We start from the raw sequence: 19,796 nt of genomic DNA, 5'->3' as shown, positions 1-19,796 counted from the left end.
ATGCTAAAAACGCAGAACCTTTCCGTCGCGTACGGCAAACAGACGATCATCCCAAACCTCACGGTTTCAATCCCTAAAGGGAAAATTACCGCACTAATTGGTCCTAATGGATGCGGTAAATCCACTTTGTTAAAAACCTTGGTAAGAATCAATAAACCAATGTCGGGGGAGGTGTTGTTTGAAGGTAAACCATTATCGAGTTATGGCGATAAGTCGCTTGCACGTTCTTTGTCGCTTCTGCCACAAATCCTTGTTAGTCCTGAAGGTATTACTGTTAGAAAATTGGTTGAGTATGGACGTTCTCCTTATGTATCTCACTGGGGAAAGTTAGGAAAAGACGATCAAACCATTGTTGAGCAAGCGATGCGTGATACAGGCGTACTTGAATATGCTGATAAGCCAGTAGAATCCTTATCAGGGGGACAAAGGCAGAGAGCGTGGATCGCTATGGTGATAGCACAAGATACGGACATCGTTATGCTTGATGAGCCAACCACGTATTTAGATATGTCGCATCAGGTGGAGTTAATGAATTTGATGCAACAAATGAACGCCAAAGGTAAAACGGTGGTAGTGGTACTACACGATCTAAATCAAGCGTGTCGTTACTGCGATCATTTGGTGGTGTTAGAGCAGGGTAGTGTTGTGGCAGAAGGCTCGCCCGACGAGGTGATGACAGAGGCGTTACTTGATGATGTGTTTGACCTAAATGCGAAAGTATTCCGCGATCCGATTTCGAATACGCCGATGTGTGTAGCGATTTAGGTAGTGATTGTTTGAAGCAATTATTGACCGACAGCTAGCTATTCAGTCATTCGGAGTTGTGATTGAGATAGTATTTTGCTAAAAAACGCGCATAATCTCGCTATACAACATTTAAAGAAGATATTACCTATGACTACGTTTCAATACTACTTTCACCAACTGCCTTGTTTTGACTGCAAAAAAACGACAGTAAGCACAGATCTTGGTTGGTTAACGCCAGCGATGAAAGAGGTGGTTTTAGCGCAACTGACTGAAACACTTGCACAAGGTGAGATTACCCCTGACCTTACTGCGAACGTTGTGTGCACTAAAGAAGAAGCTCGCGAGTACCTGCTGTTGAACTTCTTTGGTTATTCAGAAGAAGAGCTTGAAGGTGAAATCGAGGCGGATGATGAGCAAGAAGTCGCTGACGAGATCGCAGAGCTGCTTGAAGACGGTAAAGACACGATTGAGTTCGAACATGAAGTAGCGCTTCAGTGTTGTGCTGATTGCGATATCATCGAAGAGTAACTAAGTATCTTCTAAAGTACGCGAATCGGTTTGCCATGTTTGGTGATAGGCCATTCGCAAAAGGCGCTCGTGAACAATGGTTCGCTAGCGCCTTTTTTGTATCCAGTTTGAAATTCAGCACTAAGACGTTGTGCTGCTGATGACACCTTGTTTATTTAGCTGGGAAAGGATCTCTGTCGTTTTCTCACGGAATAAATCTCTTAGTAGACGAACGGTTGGCGTGATGGATTGACGGCTTGGGCATACCAACCACAGCTCTGTTGGTGTCGGCTCATAGTTGGGCATGATCTTGACTACATCGCCAGACAGCAAATGACTCGACATATCCAAACAAGACTTTATCGCGATGCCTTTTCCTGCAACACACCATCGCCTAACTAGGTCAGCGTCATTGGATGCACGGTTCCCTTTGAGCTTTACTTTGTGGTCTTGGGTGCCGTCGTTAAAGACCCACTCATCCTGTAACATGTCATGGAGTTGATACAGCAGTCCGTTGTGCTCAGCCAAATCACTTGGATGGTCTGGGCTGCCTTTTTCTGCGAGATACTCAGGCGAAGCACATAATATTCTTGGCACATCACAAATTTTGAAGCCATACATGTTGGCATCAGTTGGCGAACCATAACGCAGCGCCATATCCACAGAATCACGATAAAAGTCGATGTTACTGTCGCTGATGCTCGTTCGAAGTGTCGCTTGAGGGTAATCAAATAGAAACTCATCTAGCCAAGGTATGACGAGGTTTCGCCCTAAATCTGATGAAAGCGCGATTCGAATTTCGCCATCAATGACACCAAGCTCCTCGCGTATATTGAGTTTCGCTTGGTCCAACATTTTCAACGCTTGTTCGCACTCTGGTAAATATCGTTCTCCAGCGGGAGAGAGACGAAGATGACGAGTAGTTCTTACAAAAAGCTCTGCACCGAGTGCCGATTCAACGCGTTTCACTGCCGCACTTGCCGTTGCTGTGCGCATGTCTAGGTTAGTGGCGGCTGCTGTGATACTGCGAAACTCCGCAACCTTTAAAATTACTTGTAAGTCTTCAAGAAGCATTTCATTTCCCTGTTCTGAGCCGAGAATCGGTTGCTCTGTTTGCCATAAGATTGGGCATTTTGCTGTGGTTAATCTTAGTATTTTTCTTGCATACGCACACGTTATTATCAAAAATAATTTGATAATAATTCAAACATTAGGCTGTTTATCTAAAGTGAGAAATCTCTAAGATTCAATTATCGAATTTAAGGAGAATCATCATGTCACTACCATCTACAATGAAAGCCATCGGATTTACTCAGTCGCTAGCGATTACAGAACCAGAAAGCCTGTTTGAATTTGAAACGAGCCTGCCGGAATTAAAAGAGAATGACTTACTGGTCAAAGTGAGTGCGACTTCTATCAACCCTGCAGACGCGAAAATCCGTATTCGCAACGCAAAAGATAAGACACTTGAGCAACCAAAAGTGTTGGGCTACGACGCTGTTGGGGAAGTGGTTGGCAAAGGCACAAACGTTAAAGGCTTCGAGTTAGGCGATCGTGTTTACTATGCGGGTGACGTAACACGCATGGGCGCTAACGCAGAATACCAAGCCGTCGATTATCGCATCACCGCTAAAGCGCCACAAAGCTTAACGGATGAAGCTGCGGTTGTTATGCCGCTTGCAACGCTTACTGCATGGGAAGCGTTATTTGATCGTCTACGTGTTCGCCCTGAAGAGAAAAAATCTATCCTGATCATTGGCGGTGCTGGTGGTGTTGGTTCAATTACAATTCAGCTTGCGAAGCAATTAACCAACCTTAACGTTATTGCGACAGCGTCAAGACCTGAAACCGAGCAGTGGGTAAAAGACATGGGGGCAGACCACGTAGTGAACCACCGTAACCTGGTTGAATCAGTGCGAGAGCAAGGCATCCAGTATGTGGATTACATCTTTAATGTTGCAGACACAAAAGGCCACTGGGACGCGATGGTAGAGTTGATTGCGCCGCAAGGCATGATCAGTTCGATTGTTGAGTTTGATAGTGAGATTGACCTGTCGGCACTACAAGGTAAGTCAGTAGGCTTCATTTGGGAGCTCATGTTTACGCGTTCGCTGTTCAACACCGACGATATTCAGAAGCAGCAAGATATCTTGTTCCAAACGGCGAACTTGATTGATGCAGGTCGTATTAAATCTACGCTAACCACAACACTTAATGGTTTGAGTTCAGATACGCTGAAAGAGGCGCATCAACGTATTGAAAGCAGCGCATCGATTGGTAAAACTGCCATCAAATACTAAGTGTTAATGACCTAGAATATAGGCGTTTTGAACCCTTGAGCATTGGTTGAGTCTTGACGCTTGACAAGAAGAGCCCCAGACATTTTTCGCAAAGAAATTGGTGTCTGGGGCTTTGTTCATCTGTGATCTTTCCAATTTATTCGGATGCTTTGAATTGAATCTGAAGCAGTTTTAACTCAAAGGGCAAAGGCTGTTTGTCTGCAATCAAAAAGCCGAACTGTTTGATGTCTTGAGCTTTGAGTTCTGGTGCATTGTTGAGTAATCGGCCTCTAAACACGGCTTGAAAGTCCTCTAGTTTGAACACTTTCTTGAGTTGCTCGCCTTGGATGGTCTCAAAGCTGTGCTTGTAGTTGGTTCTATAGCCGTCTTTCCATGTGGTGAACCTTAACTGGTAGGTGCGTCCATCACCAACAAAGGATAACTCTACGTTGTTAACCGCGGGATTTAACGATTCAAGAGAGCGGTTTATTGAGCTGAATCCACCATTATTTTCTAATGATAGGTCTCCCTTAAATAGGCTCTGCTTGCCATCGTAAATGAGCCCACCTGTTGAAATGCCACCCATTACATTATCGTTGATTGCAGACCATTTCTGGTGTTCGCTTGCTTGCGTGAAATCAATCATCTCTATTCCTGCTGTTGACGTTTCAGACCATAACAAAGAAAGGCTGAGGGTTAACCACAAAGGCGTTATTCGCTTACGCAGTGAAGACGCTGTGAAGTCCGACTCGTTCATGATTTTCTCCATTACTCATTAGTCCGCGCAAGATTCCGTGGCGAGAATTCCTAGACAATGGTCGATGAACTCAGAGTAGTTTGACGCGTTTTCGTACTCAATTTTCAGCGAACCATGAAACATCAGTGTCACGGTGACGCCTTTGTAGCTTAGCCAACAGGTGTAACCATCGTAATCATGCCAAGCTATCATCTCACCAACTTGATATTTGTTGTTCAGTTGTTCCCCGGAAGAGCGAATAAACTCGAATACTCTAAGAAACTCAATGATGGTGGTCCTGTTGTCCATGTGTGACTCCCTCGGTGTGAACGACGATAAATAGCTAAGCACTTGTATTTAAATCGTTACGGTTTGCTTTTAGGTTCCGATCACTAAGAGAGATGCGAGCACTTTTAGATTGTGCTCGCGGTATGGAAGTGGAGAAATCTATCTACTGATGAGCTCCTAAAAGAGCTTCAGATTTATGCTTGATACGAAACACAAAATAGACCATTGACGCTAACGCAGCGATTAGGTTGCCGAGGGCCATGAAAAAGATGACATTGAGAACAGGGTTATCGAAAGCGGTGATAAAGAAAGCTCCTGGCAGCCCAACAAAGATCATTGCAAGTCGAAATAGCGGCGGGAGTTGAGAAAAGCCTCTAACTCTTAACCAAGATATAAACACAAGAGCAATACCATCAATTGCGATCACTGCGACTGAGAGTTTTAATGCTTTTACCAATTCATTTGTTGCAGTAGGTGTATAGATCTGAGAAATAGCCTCAGCAAGTAAAATTAACCCAAATGCACTCACGAGGATATAACCGAACATAATCGTGAGCATTGAGTAAGGTTCATTAGAGGATTTGTCCATTTGAGAGAGTGAAATGGACAGAGATATCACCAACCCTACATAGAGCACGGAAAAGCTATTCATAAAGTTGAGGGCAAACCCAAGATACGCAGTATGCTCTTGGTTATAAAGACTGGCAAATGTAAGAACCAAAATTGAAATACCGCCAGTGAAGCAGATACTGGTTAATGCTTCTGTGCGACCAAAATTAACAAGTATTCCGACCTTTTCTTTGTTGAATCGTGGCGTAGAGATGAGCTGATTTTTGAAACCTAGATATATGACAGGTAATAAGGTTAAAACGCGTATTGCTAGTGTCGATATTGATACCGCTACAGAAGCGTTATCTATGTTAGCTATTGCGATATAGTTAAAAGCGATATTCGCTATAGCACTGACTATTGTTACCGCTAGCACTTTTTTCTCTAAGCCTCGTGCTTCTAAAATATTGCATAATCCAACATAAATAGCCAACGGAAAAATACTAATGGAAAGTATAAAATAACTTTGATTTGCGTGGTTTGAAGCATCAAAAAATTGGCCCACAAGAAGGCTTATAACAAGTAAAACCACGCCAAGACATATTGAATATCCAAGTATTTCTTGAGCAGTTTGACGAGGTGCCTCTTTGTTCTGTCCAATGACAATATTGATACCAATACTGAGCACGACAGCCAAGATAACGAAAACCTGAGCGACTTGTGAAGCCAAGGTGTAATCTTGCACTGCCACCATATTTGTGTGTCCTAACATGATCATATCGACCATCGCGAGAGACAGTGCAACAAACCTTGTTGCTGAGATTATTAGGGCTCGCTTAAGGAAAGTTGCGATCATATTAAAGTTCCTGATGATGTAGGGAAGCTGTTATCGTTTTCAAGTATCCAATACATGAAAGTGTGTTGAGGTTGAGCGTTTTTGGTGAGTAGTTATTGATTTCTGTTATGCGGAAACGAATGTAAACGGAACGAAAAATAGGTTCAATAATATTGAAATAAATATTTTATATAAACATTGAAGCTTTGATCTATATCTTAATCCTAGATTGTTAAACTAATCTAAATATCAATATTAATGTTGATATTCACTATAGTTAATTAACTATTTTGTTAAATATCTTATCTAATGTAGCTTTAGCTAATTTAGAATAATGGTTCGCATTAAATGACATAATATTTGTTTTAAATTCCACTTATTTCAATCAGCCATTACTAGCTTTCTCGTGGAATATCAATTATTGCATCTAGTGGTAAAGGGATAAGAAAGAGGGTGATAATCTATTGAGGTAAAAAGGGAGATAGCTGTTTCGATAGTGATAACCATAGTCGCAATTAACGCCTTTCACTTCGTTGTGAAAGGCGTTTGTATTTGAGTCTACTTCACTTTAATTAGTGTACTTGAATCGGTGTGTGCGAAGGTTTTGTCGTAGATCTCTAAGCCAGTGGTTTGAGAGTAAGTCAGCGTGTCGTCTGAGATGCTGATGTTCATTGTGAAGTCTGTGGTAGTTGCGTTGTCTGTCATGTATTCAGACTCAGCGATACCGCGCTTAGACGCGACTAACGTCATTGTGTCGCCAGCAGGGCCTTCCGCGGTGACACATGTGGTGCGTGGCACACAGTAAGAGTTGTAGACGATCTGATTTTCTTGGTCATAGATGAAGTAACCACGTTGATCGTGGAATTTAGAATCGTCAGCCTTTCGGAATACTTCCTGTTTATAGTAAAGCGCAACGAGATATTGGTCGCTGGCGTTGGTTGCATCAGCGGCCACTTCAAATGTCATCACTTCATAAAATGGCGTGACTGCAGGGCCCCCCGCACCCACTTCAGTACCTTCTTGGCCCGGTGATACATCAATACCACCAGTTTCTACGGATTTCCAGGTACCAACTAACTTTGCTAGTGGTCCGAAATCCATACCATCGATTGTGTTGTGATCTGCAAATGCTGGAACCGAGATTACTGCTGCAATACCCAATGCTAATACTTTTTTCACTGTAACTTCCTTATATAGTTATTTGACTTAATTAACAATAAAGGTGCTGTGAAACCAGTTTATTAACCCAGATCAGTGTTGCTGGCTAATATGAAAGCGAAGTGTAAGCTGATGTATCAGTCAATAAGGGGATGTTAATACGTTTAAATATTGAACAGGAAACTTGGTTTCTTATCCAAATTTGAGGGAATCTAGTAGGTTTATTTTTCTCTTGAAGTAGAGGCCAGTTATCTGGTTTGAGGTCGTCTAAACTTAAAGTTTGTATTTCAGAAAATATGACAGTTTGGGCTCTAAAAACGTTCTCGAAATAAATGCAAATTAGTGCTTTACCTCAACTTAACTTGAGGTATTAGGATATGCAACGTTGCTTACGAGAATACTTTAAGGAGAGAAGAATGATCCAACTTGAACATGTAAATTTAGTCGTTAAAGACATCCCAGAAATGCTGACTTTCTACAAAGCGGCGTTCCCTCATTGGTATGTTCGTGACGAAGGTAAGGGCGAATGGTCAGGTAAGCCACGTAACTGGTTACACTTCGGAGATGAGTATCAGTATATCGCAATGAGTGATCATGGTGAGGGTGAGAATCGAGATTTAGATGGTCACTCTGTTGGTCTAGCACACTTCGCCTATGTTACCAATAATATCGAAAGCGTAACTCAACGTCTTATCGATGCGGGCTTCCCGATTGCTAAACCCGGCGCTGAAGAACCTTATCGAAAAAATGTCTACTTTGTAGATCCGGCTGGCTTTGAAATCGAGTTCGTTGAATATCTGAGTGATGATCCTAAGCTGAGAAATGCTACAAGTTAGCAGAATCGTTAGGTAGGAAAACTGAAAAAGGCATTGTGGAACACTCCGCAATGCCTTTTTAGATTGATTAGCTAACTATTCTTTCGCTCGGTGTTTTACTTAGCTTTGAACGGCACCAATAGCTGTTTCCCAAACACATTAATAAGCGCGCCAGTGACAATCAGACCACCACCAAGATATGTCCATATTGATGGGATCTCATTGAAGATCCATACGCCTAACAATGCAGAGAAGACGATTTGAACGTAAGAGTAAGCCGAAGCTTTTCCTGCTGCTTGAGTTTGCATTGCCTTGGTTAAACCGTATTGACCAATTTGAGTGAATACCCCAACCAAAACCAACATCACGGTTAAGAATAGGCTTGGCATTACAAAGTCGTTCCAAATAAGCGCTGTCGATATCGGTAAAGCTACTAATGGGAAGTAGAAGATGATGACAGAGCTGTCTTCTGTTTGGCTCAGCTTTCGGACAATCACATAAGCAATTGAGCTACCAAACGCTCCAAGTAATGCCACCAGAATACTGAATAACGGCAAATCGCTGCTTACGTTACTGTTCATACTTGGTTGTACCATCACCAATAAGCCCGCTAGACAGAACGCAATGCAAATCATAGTCGATTTTTGGACACGTTCTTTGAGGAATAACACGCCAAGCAAGGCAGTAAATACGGGGTGTACGTATTGTAGAATGGTTGCTTCTGCTAGCGGTAACGTAGTAACTGCGTAGTACACACACATCAGCGCCGCAGTGCCGACTGCACCTCGAACAAACAATAGGGGTTTGTTGTTACCCCAGACAGAAATGCCTTTTCGTTTTACGTCGATGTAGCTGATGATCAATGATACCAATGCCCTTGCTGCAACGATCTCAAATACAGGTATGCCGTAGTTGCTAATGTATTTCACACAAGCTGACATGAGTGCGAACCCAAAAGCGGAGAGGAGCATGAATCGAACCCCAACAGGGATCATTGAAAAAGAGAAAGAAGGCATAAAAATATCAATCGGTTGAGGGAGAAGGAATCATAGCTTAGTTTAGGAGAGGCAACCAAAGTCTTTGTCTTTTTCTCGTCAACTTGATTCAATTAATTCTCATTTCTGCTCTTTTACGTATTACGGATACATCAATCTACCGCCAAACTTACATCACATTTTGCCTCGCATAACATCGGTTATAGCTCAATTTTATAAAATCAACATCAACAGAAAGTGACGCTAATCCAACTCTGATTTATCGGGCATTTTAATTGTCCTTATCACTCATATCATTCCTGTGAATTTGTAATGAGAGATATGTTCTATGAAACCAATAAATACCTTACTCATATCCACACTTGCGCTTTGCTCTTTTAGTTCAGCGACTTATGCCGATACCATTTTGCATGCATTTAACTGGAAATATTCAGATGTGACAGCCAATGCTAATCAAATCGCCGAAGCTGGTTACAAGAAAGTACTGGTTGCTCCGGCAATGAAATCTAGTGGGACCCAATGGTGGGCGCGTTATCAACCACAAGATCTACGCACGATTGATTCTCCATTGGGGAATAAACAAGATTTAGCGGCAATGATTGCTGCGCTGAAAAGCGTCGGTGTTGATGTTTACGCAGACGTCGTACTTAACCATATGGCGAATGAAAGCTGGAAGCGAAGTGACTTAAACTACCCTGGTACAGAAGTTCTAAACGAGTATGCCAGCCGCTCAAGCTACTATGCTGACCAGACTCTTTTTGGCAACTTAGCGCAAGGTTTTGTTTCGGCTAACGATTTCCATGCTGCAGGCTGTATTACAAACTGGAACGATCCGGGACATGTTCAATACTGGCGTTTGTGTGGTGCTGATGGCGATACTGGGCTACCCGATCTCGACCCAAACAACTGGGTAGTGTCACAGCAACGTTTGTATTTGAAGGCGCTAAAAGAGATGGGCATCAAGGGCTTCCGCATTGATGCGGTGAAACACATGAGCCAGTACCAAATCGACCAAGTATTTACGCCTGAAATCACATCGAACATGCATGTGTTTGGTGAGGTGATTACCAGTGGTGGGGCAGGGAACAGTGGTTATGAGTCTTTCTTAGCCCCTTACTTAAACAACACCAACCACTCAGCGTACGATTTCCCGTTGTTTGCTTCGATTCGAGCAGCTTTTTCTATGGGCGGCGGATTAAACCAATTGCACGATCCACAAGCTTACGGTCAAGCATTGGATGATAGCCGTGCCATTACCTTTACTATCACACATGACATTCCAACCAACGACGGCTTCCGTTACCAAATTATGGACCCGCAAGATGAGCAGCTTGCTTATGCGTATATCCTTGGTAAAGATGGAGGCACGCCGCTGATCTACAGTGATGATCTTCCTGATTCTGAAGACAAGGATAGTGGTCGTTGGGGTAATGTGTGGAACAGTTCGATAATGAAAAACATGTTGAGCTTTCATAATGCGATGCAAGGTAAAACAATGACCATGATTTCAAGTGACCAGTGCACCTTGTTGTTCAAGCGTGGCAAAGAAGGGGTCGTTGGGATAAACAAGTGTGGAGAAACGCGTGGTGTGACCGTTGATACTTACCAACACGAGTTCAATTGGCATGTTCAATACAAAGACGTATTAAGCAGCGCGACAGAAACTATTTCTTCTCGCTATCATACGTTTAACCTGCCACCACGCAGTGCGCGTATGTTTAAGCTGTAAATGTTATCTAGCTAAACCACTTAGCTCATTAAGCAAGAACGAAGTATAAGCCTCAGCGAATGCTGTGGCTTATTCATTTGGCGTAAGCTCGTGTTCAGTGCTGGTCTTCAATCACTCCTGACCAATGATTTTGCTGGGAGAGTGCTTTCAACAATTCGATCTCTTTCGCTGTCTCTATTTTAAGCCATTCAATCAGATCGTTGATTACCGCAGAGTGAGTGCGCTGGTGGATGAAATAGGTCCACGCACTGTTCTGGATCTTGGCATGCTCTGGGCAATATAAGAAACCGCGCTGCAGATCCTGTAAAACCAAAAGCAAATCCGTCACCGTGACGCCTTCACCAGATAAGCACGCACTGAGTGCCATATCCAAAGACAAGAAACTGGTATTTCTGACGGGCTTTTTCGGTGGCGATTCAACATCGGCTAGCCATACTTTCCAATCATGATGATCTAAGGTTGGGTGCAGCCTCGGCATGGTTAAGATCGAATCGAGGTTGGTATCTTTCTTAGTCAAACCAACAGCATTCGTTAAGCTCGTAGAGCATACTGGAGCCATGAACTCTTCACGCAAGAAAGTGATGTCAGGCGCGTTGTCATAGCGTTTTTTGAATCGAGTGTGGAAGATCAACAGGTCGTATTCGCTGCTGTTGATTGCTTCATCTTCTTCAATCACAGGGACGATCACGATCTCGTAATCTGGGTAACGCTCGTTTAATTCACGAACTTTGGAGATCAACACGCGCGTAGCGAAGCTCAAGGTTGCCTTTATCACTATGCGCTTCTGCTTCGGTTCACTCCAGGAAGCGATAACCGATTCGATATTGCCGTAGCTTTCTCGCAAAGCGACATACAAATCATGACCTTGCACCGTTAATTCAATGGCTCGATGCTTACGAATGATCAGCGATGCGTTCAGCTCATCTTCAAGCTGTTTGATCTGACGGCTGATTGCACTCTGTGTCACGTTGAGCTCATCGGCGGCAAGTGTAAAGCTCATCAGTCTCGCTGCCGCTTCAAAGGCTTTTAAGCCATTATGTGAGGAAGGCAGACTAGGATATGGGGTCATAATTCATTCGCATGAGTTTTTGGAATGTTAGAGTCGCAAATTTATCAATTGAACGCTAGTCCCATCGATCGTATTTTGGGCGAAATTAACTGAGGCGCTCATGAAAAAAATACTGACTCTTGCATTCCCTTTGATCATTTCACAGCTGATATCCATGGCTTTAGTCCTTACTGATGTTTGGATGATGTCGCGAATCAGCGTGTCAGCCCTTGCTGCTGGTGGCTTAGGCGCGTCTATCTACTTTTTTATCTTCATTATTGCGAGCAGTACAGTTGGTTGTGTGGCAAACCTGATCGCTATTGCTTATGGTCAACGAGTCGCTCGCCCTGAATTTGGTAATAGCCAAATTAGGTTGGCTGTGAAAGGCGCAACCATGCTGGCGTTTGTACTTAGTGCACTCTTAATGACAAGCTTTTGGTTAGCACCTTTGGTGTTAGAAGCTGCCAAGCAACCACAGGAAGTGATTACCTTAGCGATGGAGTATGTGCACGCTCTAAAATGGGTGATGTTGCCTTCGCTTATTTTATTGGTGCTGCGCGGCTTAACCAGTGCGTTTGGTAATGTGCGCTCTATTCTAGTGATGTCGATTATCACTGTGATCTTAAATGTGCCAGTGAGTTACTTCCTCACGTTCCAGTTAGATATGGGCTTAACAGGCTTGGGCTTAGGTACGGCTATTGCGGCATTTATCGTAATGATTGGCTACACGGTTTGGGTGTTTAAACGTGACGAATTCAAACCGTTCGCCCCTTGGCTCCATACCGAAGAGTACTCCATCAAGCTGATGAGCCCGTTGTTGTTAATGGGTTTACCTATCGCCTTGGCGGCGTTACTTGAACATGGCTTGATTTACGGCGGCACCTTAATGGCAGGGACGATCAGCATAGCCTCTCTGGCGCTTCATCAAATCCTGCTGCAATGCTTGAGCTTTACGTGGAACTTCAACTTCGGTTTCTCGCAAGCTGCGGCAATTTTGGTTGGCCGTGATTATGGCGCAGGCAACTATGAAGGCATTAAAAGAACCTCGATTCAAAGCTTTATATTAGTGTCAGTGTTGAGTGTCGCTTTGTCTGCCGTGTTCATCATATGGCCTGAGATGATCGCTTCTATCTTCAAGCTAGACGACGGCACTGGCGCAATGACATCGCTATTGGCTTCAGTGATCTGGGTCGTCGCTCTGTGCTTTATTGTTGATGCTTGGCAACTGTTGGCGATTAACCTGCTAAGAGGGATGAAGATTGTCTCTATGCCAACGGTGATGACTGCCATTGGTTACTGGATGTTTGGCCTGTCTGCTGCTTGGTACTTGATGCCAAAATTCGAGCTAGCAGGGATCTGGGCTGGGATCGGCGTTGGCTTAGGTGTGACAGGTATTCTATTGCTCATTCATTTGATGGTCGTGCTTAATAAGAACAGCAAGGCTCCTGATGTAGGTTGTTCTGCTTATTCTTAAGCTTTTTAGTAATATGTTACTCATAATAGAAAGCCACAGATTAAAACTGTGGCTTTTGTTTGTCTGGGGCGTGTTGATTTTTCGTGGTTAAATTTTGTTCGGATGGGGACGCCTAGTCAAAAGCGTTTTAATCGCGGCGAGGGAGAAGTCGCCTAGTCATTCTAAGCAAATCTCCCTCAACAAAGAGTAAAACGCTTTTTGCGGGGGCGCCCAGCTCGAACCCTCTGGGCAGCGTTTACTGGTCATTTCTACTGCGTTATCAGCTTCTCATGTAGGCTAGCTACACATCAAAGCCTCTGCCTTGTATAAATACCCAGTAACTCGCTGCAAAAATCAGATCGAAAGATCAACACGACCTCACTGATTCATGGGGGAGTGAATCAATATCAGGAATCAGGAATCAGGGAGCGGCTATGAATAGTCATGCTCAACCGTTGTGTGCTCACTGTCCACCAGAGAGCGCAGACTTCATCATGGTTTTGAACTGCTCTTTTTGCTCTTCAGTTAACACGTTGTAGATGTTGTTCTTAAGACGCATCTCTTGCATCACCATCGACTTCTCGGTCGCTTGAACCGTATCAATGACCTTTTCCATCTCAGCTTCATTGAAGTCAGGCTGAGTCACTAGGGCGACCTGCTTTTTCTTAAGTTCTATCGCGCTATTCATATCAATCTTTGTTCGATCAGATTGATAGTCTTCAATAAGAGAGATGACTTCCGCATGTTGCTCTTCACTTAGGTTTAAAGAAGCAATAACCATTTGCAATGGGCTCACTGCTGGTTGTGGCGGTTGTTGTGGTGATGAAGCACTCACAAACGGAGCGGTAACGAGTAAAGCTGAAGCAGTTAATACACAAAGCGACTTTTTCAGTGATTTCATTGAGTTTCTCCTGTTAGTGGAAACATGAGTATAGGTGAGTAAGCTGAACTCGATATGAACATGTTGTTCAGTTTAATTTGCCGAGTTCATTGCGTTCACTTACTTGCGCTCGTCTAAGCACAGAGCGACTTAGACCTTGATCTTACAGAAACCGAGCTAAAAGGTGACTAGAATGATTTGAGTCGCTCACCGTTATATCAAGGAATATACAAATGGAAGTTGGATTGTTCTGGGCTGAGAAGGGAATGTTAGTACTTGGTGCACTGTTTGTCTTAACGAGTGTGATGCAGTATGGAAAACGCAGTAGTGATTGGAAAGGCGTGATCACTATGTTTTATAAACGTATTCCAATGAGCGTTGCAGAGTATAAGTGGTATCGCTTGGGCATTGCATTATTGGTGTTTGCGGTGATCATTCGCTTCGCGCTGCTTATCCTATGGCCGAGCTATCAGCTGTAAACCGTCGTCATTGCGTAAGGTCATCGAAACTTAACCATCAGTATTGAGCTTTAATAACCTTCGTTGTTAAGGCTCTCACTTCATAAAATAATGCGGTTATGTTCACTAAAGATAGTTGTTATAGCCCTTGTAGCATATTGTTTTTTAGGAAAAATCACTCAAAATAATCGCTCACCTGTCCGTCTTATCATTCTTATTAATAATCGACATATAAATCTATTCACCCCGTACCTGATACCATAATGATCTGTTACACTCGTCCGAATTAGCTTTGATTTATCAGTGGTGCATTTATGTCGTTCCCAGTTCTTATATGTGATGATTCTGCGTTAGCACGGAAGCAGATGGCTCGATCACTGCCTAGTTCTCTAAATGCAGATATAACTTTTGCTGTTCATGGGCTTAATGCACTTGAAGAGTTAGCTCAAAACCAGTTCAAACTGATGTTCCTTGATCTCACCATGCCGGAATTAGATGGCTATGGCACATTGGAAGAGATGCAACGTTTAGGTGACACCACACCCGTTGTGGTTGTTTCTGGCGATATCCAACCAAAAGCGCAGCAGAAGGTCATGGACCTTGGTGCTAAAGCGTTTTTGAAAAAGCCGATTGATAAAGAAGCGTTAAAAGCGATTTTACGTGAGCATGTTGAGCCACCAAAACAGCCTCAACTTATTACGCCAGCACCGCTAGAGTTACCGATTCTGCGCCGACGTGACATTTATATGGAAGTTGCGAACGTTGCGATAGGTCGAGCAGCAGATGCATTGGCGCGTCATTTCAATGTATTCGTTCACTTACCATTGCCGAACGTGAACATCTTCGAAGTGAGTGAATTGCACATGGCACTTCGTGACTTGGCTGACAATGACCAAGTGTCGGGTGTTTGCCAAGGCTTCAGTGGGGAAGGCATTGCAGGTGAAGCGTTAGTATTGCTCAGTGACTCCAGTGTGAGCGATCTTAAAAAGCTCATGAAGGTTCCGACTGAAAGTGAAGAGCTGGAAGAGTTAGAACTACTGATGGATGTGTCAAATATTCTCGTTGGCTCTTTCCTTAACGGGCTAGGGGAGCAATCCGAGGTTCGTTTCTTCCAGAGTTCGCCGGTTCTACTAGGGCAACACATCTCGATTGATTCTGTTATCGAAAACACGAGTGGTTCGTTCAAGAAGACCATGACCTTCGAAGTCAGCTATAACATTGATGGTACTTCTATCCGCTGTGACCTTCTGTTTATGTTTGTTGACGAGTCTCTGCCTCTTCTAGACAACAAATTGGCCTACCTAATGGAGGAGTTTTAATATGCTGAATCTTCCTGCTGAATTTGAACAGTTCCACTGGATGGTGGACATGGTTCAAAACGTCGATATGGGGCTGGTGGTCATCAATCGTGATTTTGAGGTGCAAGTGTGGAATGGTTTCATGACGCACCATAGCGGTAAGCAATCGCACGATGCGATTGGTAAATCGATCTTTGAACTGTTCCCTGAAATCCCAGAAGAGTGGTTTAGGCTTAAAACAAAACCGGTTTATGACCTAGGCTGCCGTAGCTTCATAACGTGGCAACAAAGGCCTTATCTGTTTAAGTGCCGCAACGTGAGGCCAGTAACTCAGCAAGCCGACTTTATGTATCAGAACGTCACGCTTAACCCGATGCGTTCTCCAACTGGACAAGTGACATCATTGTTCTTGTCTATTCAGGATGCGACTGCAGAAGCTCTAATGTCTCAGAAAAAGGCTTGATGTACCTTTTGGTAAAGCTGAATCGTTTCAGAGCCTCAAGCTTAGAAGAGTAGTCTAAACACCAATAAAAATGGTCAAGGTTAATCCCCTTGGCCATTTTTGTATCTGATGATGTAGCAATGATTTCAAACTACAGAAGGCGTTTTGTGTTCGTTAACTTTAGTCGACTTGCTACTTAGCTCTATCAACAGCGGTTTGTGCCCATTGGAATCTCATAAGTAAGCACATCAAACCTGCCATATTTTGTCGATTTCATTCCGCTCATCCAAGTTTCGGACGTACTAATCGAGCTTGCCTTTATACTTTATAAATTTTAGAGGTAATGAAAGAGGGCTGAGATTGGCTCACGAAGTGAAAAAAGTCAGAAAAAAATGAAATTATTTAAGAAAAAATGCATTTTTTGATTAAAGAAAAGTGTGATTTTTATGTGATTAAAGGGCACTTTTTTCACAAATTTGCCTTATCGAAGGTTTTTTAGACGAATTTGAAAGGAAAACGTTTGCGCAATAAACCGACAGCGTTTGCGCGAATGTGTTGTTAAGTTCTTAATTACTAAGAATTTAGTTGAAAACTAGGGGCGGGAGCTTTTACCAGATATGGAATCTTTGAGAGGATAGCACAAAAAAAAATGAAATATCAGACTTGCTGTTAGTAAATCACAGCCTATAATGCTGAAAACCGGAGCGTCTGCCAACGCTCCGGTTTTTTTGTGTCCGAAACTCAGTAAAGCGTCTGCCAACGCTTACCGAAAACGCACGACACGTAATATGATTACAGGACAAATTATCATGCGTATCGAACAAGAACTTAAGTTAGGCTTCAAAGATGTATTATTCCGCCCAAAGCGTTCTACTCTTAAAAGTCGTTCTCAAGTTGAATTAACCCGCGAGTTTACATTCAAGCATAGCGGTCGTCAATGGTCTGGTGTACCAGTAATCGCAGCGAACATGGATTCGGTAGCAAGTTTCGAAATGGCAGCGGCTCTAGCAGAGCACGGTGTAATGACTGCAGTACACAAGCACTACACAGTAGAGCAGTGGGCTGAGTTCGCAAAAACAGCAGACAAGAAAACGCTGAACAACGTATTTGTTTCAACAGGTACATCTGAAGCTGAGTTTGAGAAAACTAAGCAAATCATGGCGCTTAGCGACGAATTCGTATTTATCTGTATTGATATCGCTAACGGCTACTCAGAGCACCTAGTTGAGTACGTGCAAAAAGTACGTGCAGAATTCCCGAACAAAGTCATCTCTGCTGGTAACGTTGTAACGGGTGACATGGTTGAAGAGCTAATCCTAGCAGGTGCTGACATCGTTAAAGTTGGTATCGGCCCAGGTTCAGTTTGTACTACACGTGTTAAAACTGGTGTAGGTTACCCTCAACTTTCTGCAATCATCGAGTGTGGTGATGCTGCTCACGGCCTTGGTGGCATGATCATCGGTGACGGTGGCTGTTCATGTGCGGGTGACGTATCTAAAGCGTTCGGCGGCGGTGCTGACTTCGTAATGCTAGGCGGTATGCTAGCAGGTCACGAAGAGTCAGGCGGTGAAGTTGTTGAGCAAGACGGCAAGCTTCCGTGGTTCAGTTCACAACACAATTTCTGACATCCTTGGTGGTGTACGTTCAACTTGTACATACGTAGGCGCAGCAAAGCTTAAAGAGCTAACTAAGCGTACGACTTTCATCCGTGTACAAGAGCAAGAGAACAACGTATTCGGTCGCGAGTAACGTTTAAAACACTTGTTTAAAAATTTAAGAATTGAGCCACTTTAAAGTGGCTCTTTTTTTACCTGAAATTTGGCAAGTGGCGACAAAGTGGCGACAGCCGAGCAAAAAATTTTGTGGCGACAGGTTACAGGTTAGAAAGAGGGTTATGGATGATTGCTTCAGATAGGTGATCAGGTGCGAAGTGGGCATAGCGCATTGTCATGCTGATATCGGCGTGGCCTAGAATGTCCCTTAGCACTAAAATATTGCCGCCATTCATCATAAAGTGACTTGCGAACGAATGACGCAAAACATGAGAAGCTTGCCCTGAGGGCAGGATGATGCCCAGTTTATTCTTTAATATGTAGCAGAAAGGCGTATAGCACTCTTCAAATAGCTTTCCTGAGGTTGGTTTATATATCTCGTTGTAAAGCTCCTCTGAGATGGGTACAGAGCGATTTTTCTTAGTCTTGGTGTTGGTGAATGTAACTTTATATCGACTTAATTGAGAGCCTTTCAGCTGAGCTGCTTCATTCCAGCGAGCTCCAGTGGCTAGGCATAGCTTTACTATTTTCTGCATATCTGTCCGGCTGTGTTTAGACACATGCTCAAGTAACAAAGTAATGTGCTCTTTATGAAGAAAAGACATGGTACGTTCGTGATCTTTAAATGGCTTCACTTCTTCTAAAGGGTTCGGTCCTTTCCACTCCCCAAGTTCTTTTAACTTGCTGAACATTGCTTTAAATCGAGCGAGTTCTGAATTTAGCGTTGCGATACTAGGCGCCCCTTTTTGCCAGCGCGCATCAACAAAGCTAATTTGTCCACTCATTCGGTTACTTCTGAATTCAGAGTATGTTTTTGCATTGAAAACTGTCGCTATAGGGTTACCCATCGCGTTAGCCATTCTTAGAAACTTACTATGAATGACATTGCCTTTGGTAAGGGTTGCACCATAGTGTGAATACCAAAGCTCAATAAGTTGAGACAGCCTTCGGTGATCCGGCTTGTCTCCCATCCAGGGCTTATCGTCAATCTCTTTCATCGTGTGAAGCTCAAAGGCCTTGGCTTCGCCTTTAGTCGCAAATTTCTTACGAACACGCTTCCCCGAACGCCCGTTTGGGTAACATTCGCAGATCCAAGGTTTGGTTGAGCCATCTTTTAAATTGCGGATAGACATAATAAAGCCTAAAATAACTGTATATAAAAACAGTATAATTCGAGCTAAAACGTAGAACAATGTTTTATATCGGACAAAAGGCACAGGTTAGACACCTTTCTCAAAGTGATAAGAAAGTTAATAGGTTTTTGCTATGTATCAATCAATTCATGTAACTGCTGGCTACAGTCATTTCAAAATCAACAGTGATGGTCCAATTGGGGTAAGTAAAAAGAACCAAGGGGTTATTGATGCGCTTTTGAAACTAGGTAATCGCTTTACGGCGCCATTTGGTGGATTTATAGAAGCAGAGAACGTTGTGGGTTTGAAGTGGGTAAAACTGGTCGATATAAAATACCTGTGTACCGACGCTGAAGCAGAGACAGTTGAGTACGTAATACAAAAAGGCCACTATGTCGTGGGGACGTATCAAGACCGGAAGCTGTACATTTTATTGTTTGGTGGGCAACCAAAGCACCATCAGATTAAAGGCCTTGAGCAAGATGGCAAAAACAATGTGTTTGGGTTGTTTTGATGTAAATTCAGTGGTTTTGTGCTCTTGATTTCGTTGTAATTATCAATAGATAGCACTCATAATCCATTGTTTTTTCTGCAGAAATTTAAATAAATGAGTAACTTTTAACCCTTAAATATCAATTGCTTATAGATTTTTTAAGTGTGGGATACATACATAT

The 19,796-nt window shown here is 43.2% G+C and carries 19 protein-coding genes and 1 pseudogene; 11 read left to right on the top strand and 9 right to left on the bottom strand.

Annotation, left to right across the window (positions count from 1 at the left end; genetic code table 11):
• Entirely contained in the window at positions 1-765 is a 765-nt protein-coding gene (gene fecE, locus F0228_RS23855) for a Fe(3+) dicitrate ABC transporter ATP-binding protein FecE (protein ID WP_061032278.1), read from the top strand.
• Positions 766-894: 129 nt separating this feature from the next.
• Complete coding sequence (locus F0228_RS23850; RefSeq protein ID WP_004737837.1) at positions 895-1,275, top strand: hypothetical protein; 381 nt, start codon at positions 895-897, stop codon at positions 1,273-1,275.
• 120 nt (positions 1,276-1,395) lie between these two features.
• On the opposite strand, the gene F0228_RS23845 is transcribed toward F0228_RS23850, so the two are convergent.
• Entirely contained in the window at positions 1,396-2,328 is a 933-nt protein-coding gene (locus F0228_RS23845) for a LysR family transcriptional regulator (protein ID WP_171731417.1), read from the bottom strand.
• 200 nt (positions 2,329-2,528) lie between these two features.
• On the opposite strand from F0228_RS23845, the gene F0228_RS23840 reads away from it, so the two are divergent.
• Positions 2,529-3,554, top strand: a complete 1,026-nt coding sequence (locus F0228_RS23840; RefSeq protein WP_116871358.1) for a zinc-binding alcohol dehydrogenase family protein — start codon at positions 2,529-2,531, stop codon at positions 3,552-3,554.
• A 136-nt stretch (positions 3,555-3,690) separates the two neighbouring features.
• Here F0228_RS23840 and F0228_RS23835 read toward each other — a convergent pair whose 3' ends face one another.
• The 4 genes from F0228_RS23835 to F0228_RS23820 form a co-directional block, all read right to left on the bottom strand.
• Positions 3,691-4,302: a CIA30 family protein gene (locus F0228_RS23835; RefSeq protein WP_116871359.1), complete on the bottom strand. Its 612-nt coding sequence runs from the start codon at positions 4,300-4,302 to the stop codon at positions 3,691-3,693.
• Between the two features lie 6 nt (positions 4,303-4,308).
• Positions 4,309-4,578, bottom strand: coding sequence for a DUF3081 domain-containing protein (locus tag F0228_RS23830; protein WP_171731418.1), 270 nt, complete (start codon positions 4,576-4,578; stop codon positions 4,309-4,311).
• A gap of 142 nt (positions 4,579-4,720) precedes the next feature.
• On the bottom strand, positions 4,721-5,962 hold the full coding sequence (locus F0228_RS23825; protein WP_171731419.1) for an MATE family efflux transporter: 1,242 nt from the start codon (positions 5,960-5,962) through the stop codon (positions 4,721-4,723).
• Positions 5,963-6,499: 537 nt separating this feature from the next.
• Positions 6,500-7,120 (bottom strand): heme-binding beta-barrel domain-containing protein, encoded by a 621-nt coding sequence (locus F0228_RS23820; protein ID WP_105058358.1) that lies wholly within the window; start codon positions 7,118-7,120, stop codon positions 6,500-6,502.
• Positions 7,121-7,515: 395 nt separating this feature from the next.
• On the opposite strand from F0228_RS23820, the gene F0228_RS23815 reads away from it, so the two are divergent.
• Positions 7,516-7,935, top strand: a complete 420-nt coding sequence (locus F0228_RS23815; RefSeq protein WP_061032287.1) for a VOC family protein — start codon at positions 7,516-7,518, stop codon at positions 7,933-7,935.
• Positions 7,936-8,030: 95 nt separating this feature from the next.
• On the opposite strand, the gene F0228_RS23810 is transcribed toward F0228_RS23815, so the two are convergent.
• Positions 8,031-8,930 carry a DMT family transporter gene (locus F0228_RS23810; RefSeq protein WP_171731420.1) on the bottom strand — a complete coding sequence of 300 codons (900 nt, stop codon included), beginning with the start codon at positions 8,928-8,930 and terminating at the stop codon, positions 8,031-8,033.
• A 307-nt stretch (positions 8,931-9,237) separates the two neighbouring features.
• Between F0228_RS23810 and F0228_RS23805 the strand changes: the two genes are divergently transcribed.
• Complete coding sequence (locus F0228_RS23805) at positions 9,238-10,638, top strand: alpha-amylase family protein (RefSeq protein WP_171731421.1); 1,401 nt, start codon at positions 9,238-9,240, stop codon at positions 10,636-10,638.
• Between the two features lie 94 nt (positions 10,639-10,732).
• Here F0228_RS23805 and F0228_RS23800 read toward each other — a convergent pair whose 3' ends face one another.
• A complete protein-coding gene (locus F0228_RS23800; RefSeq protein WP_171762903.1) occupies positions 10,733-11,707 on the bottom strand; it encodes a LysR family transcriptional regulator in 975 nt (324 codons plus the stop codon).
• 100 nt (positions 11,708-11,807) lie between these two features.
• Here F0228_RS23800 and F0228_RS23795 point away from each other — a divergent pair, with 100 nt between their 5' ends.
• Positions 11,808-13,160, top strand: a complete 1,353-nt coding sequence (locus tag F0228_RS23795; RefSeq protein ID WP_171762902.1) for an MATE family efflux transporter — start codon at positions 11,808-11,810, stop codon at positions 13,158-13,160.
• A 442-nt stretch (positions 13,161-13,602) separates the two neighbouring features.
• Here the strand turns inward: F0228_RS23795 and F0228_RS23790 are convergent, their stop codons facing one another.
• Positions 13,603-14,040, bottom strand: a complete 438-nt coding sequence (locus F0228_RS23790) for a Spy/CpxP family protein refolding chaperone (protein WP_171731424.1) — start codon at positions 14,038-14,040, stop codon at positions 13,603-13,605.
• 212 nt (positions 14,041-14,252) lie between these two features.
• Between F0228_RS23790 and F0228_RS23785 the strand changes: the two genes are divergently transcribed.
• From F0228_RS23785 to F0228_RS23770, 4 genes and pseudogenes are all read left to right on the top strand, one after another.
• Positions 14,253-14,498 (top strand): hypothetical protein, encoded by a 246-nt coding sequence (locus tag F0228_RS23785; protein ID WP_102424407.1) that lies wholly within the window; start codon positions 14,253-14,255, stop codon positions 14,496-14,498.
• 293 nt (positions 14,499-14,791) lie between these two features.
• Positions 14,792-15,796, top strand: a complete 1,005-nt coding sequence (locus F0228_RS23780) for a response regulator (RefSeq protein ID WP_032498090.1) — start codon at positions 14,792-14,794, stop codon at positions 15,794-15,796.
• Between the two features lies 1 nt (position 15,797).
• Positions 15,798-16,238 carry a PAS domain-containing protein gene (locus F0228_RS23775; RefSeq protein ID WP_008216396.1) on the top strand — a complete coding sequence of 147 codons (441 nt, stop codon included), beginning with the start codon at positions 15,798-15,800 and terminating at the stop codon, positions 16,236-16,238.
• Between the two features lie 788 nt (positions 16,239-17,026).
• A pseudogene (locus tag F0228_RS23770) lies at positions 17,027-17,966 on the top strand (GMP reductase).
• A 124-nt stretch (positions 17,967-18,090) separates the two neighbouring features.
• On the opposite strand, the gene F0228_RS23765 reads toward F0228_RS23770, so the two are convergent.
• Positions 18,091-19,122 carry a tyrosine-type recombinase/integrase gene (locus F0228_RS23765; RefSeq protein WP_171762901.1) on the bottom strand — a complete coding sequence of 344 codons (1,032 nt, stop codon included), beginning with the start codon at positions 19,120-19,122 and terminating at the stop codon, positions 18,091-18,093.
• A gap of 133 nt (positions 19,123-19,255) precedes the next feature.
• Here F0228_RS23765 and F0228_RS23760 point away from each other — a divergent pair, with 133 nt between their 5' ends.
• Entirely contained in the window at positions 19,256-19,636 is a 381-nt protein-coding gene (locus F0228_RS23760; RefSeq protein WP_171762900.1) for a hypothetical protein, read from the top strand.
• Positions 19,637-19,796: the final 160 nt, after the last annotated feature.

It is taken from the genome of Vibrio sp. 99K-1, from assembly GCF_013114585.1.
Lineage (GTDB): Bacteria > Pseudomonadota > Gammaproteobacteria > Enterobacterales > Vibrionaceae > Vibrio > Vibrio chagasii_B.
The sequence above is the reverse complement of the archived record's forward strand: the minus strand, read 5'-3'. Positions and strand labels throughout refer to the sequence as shown.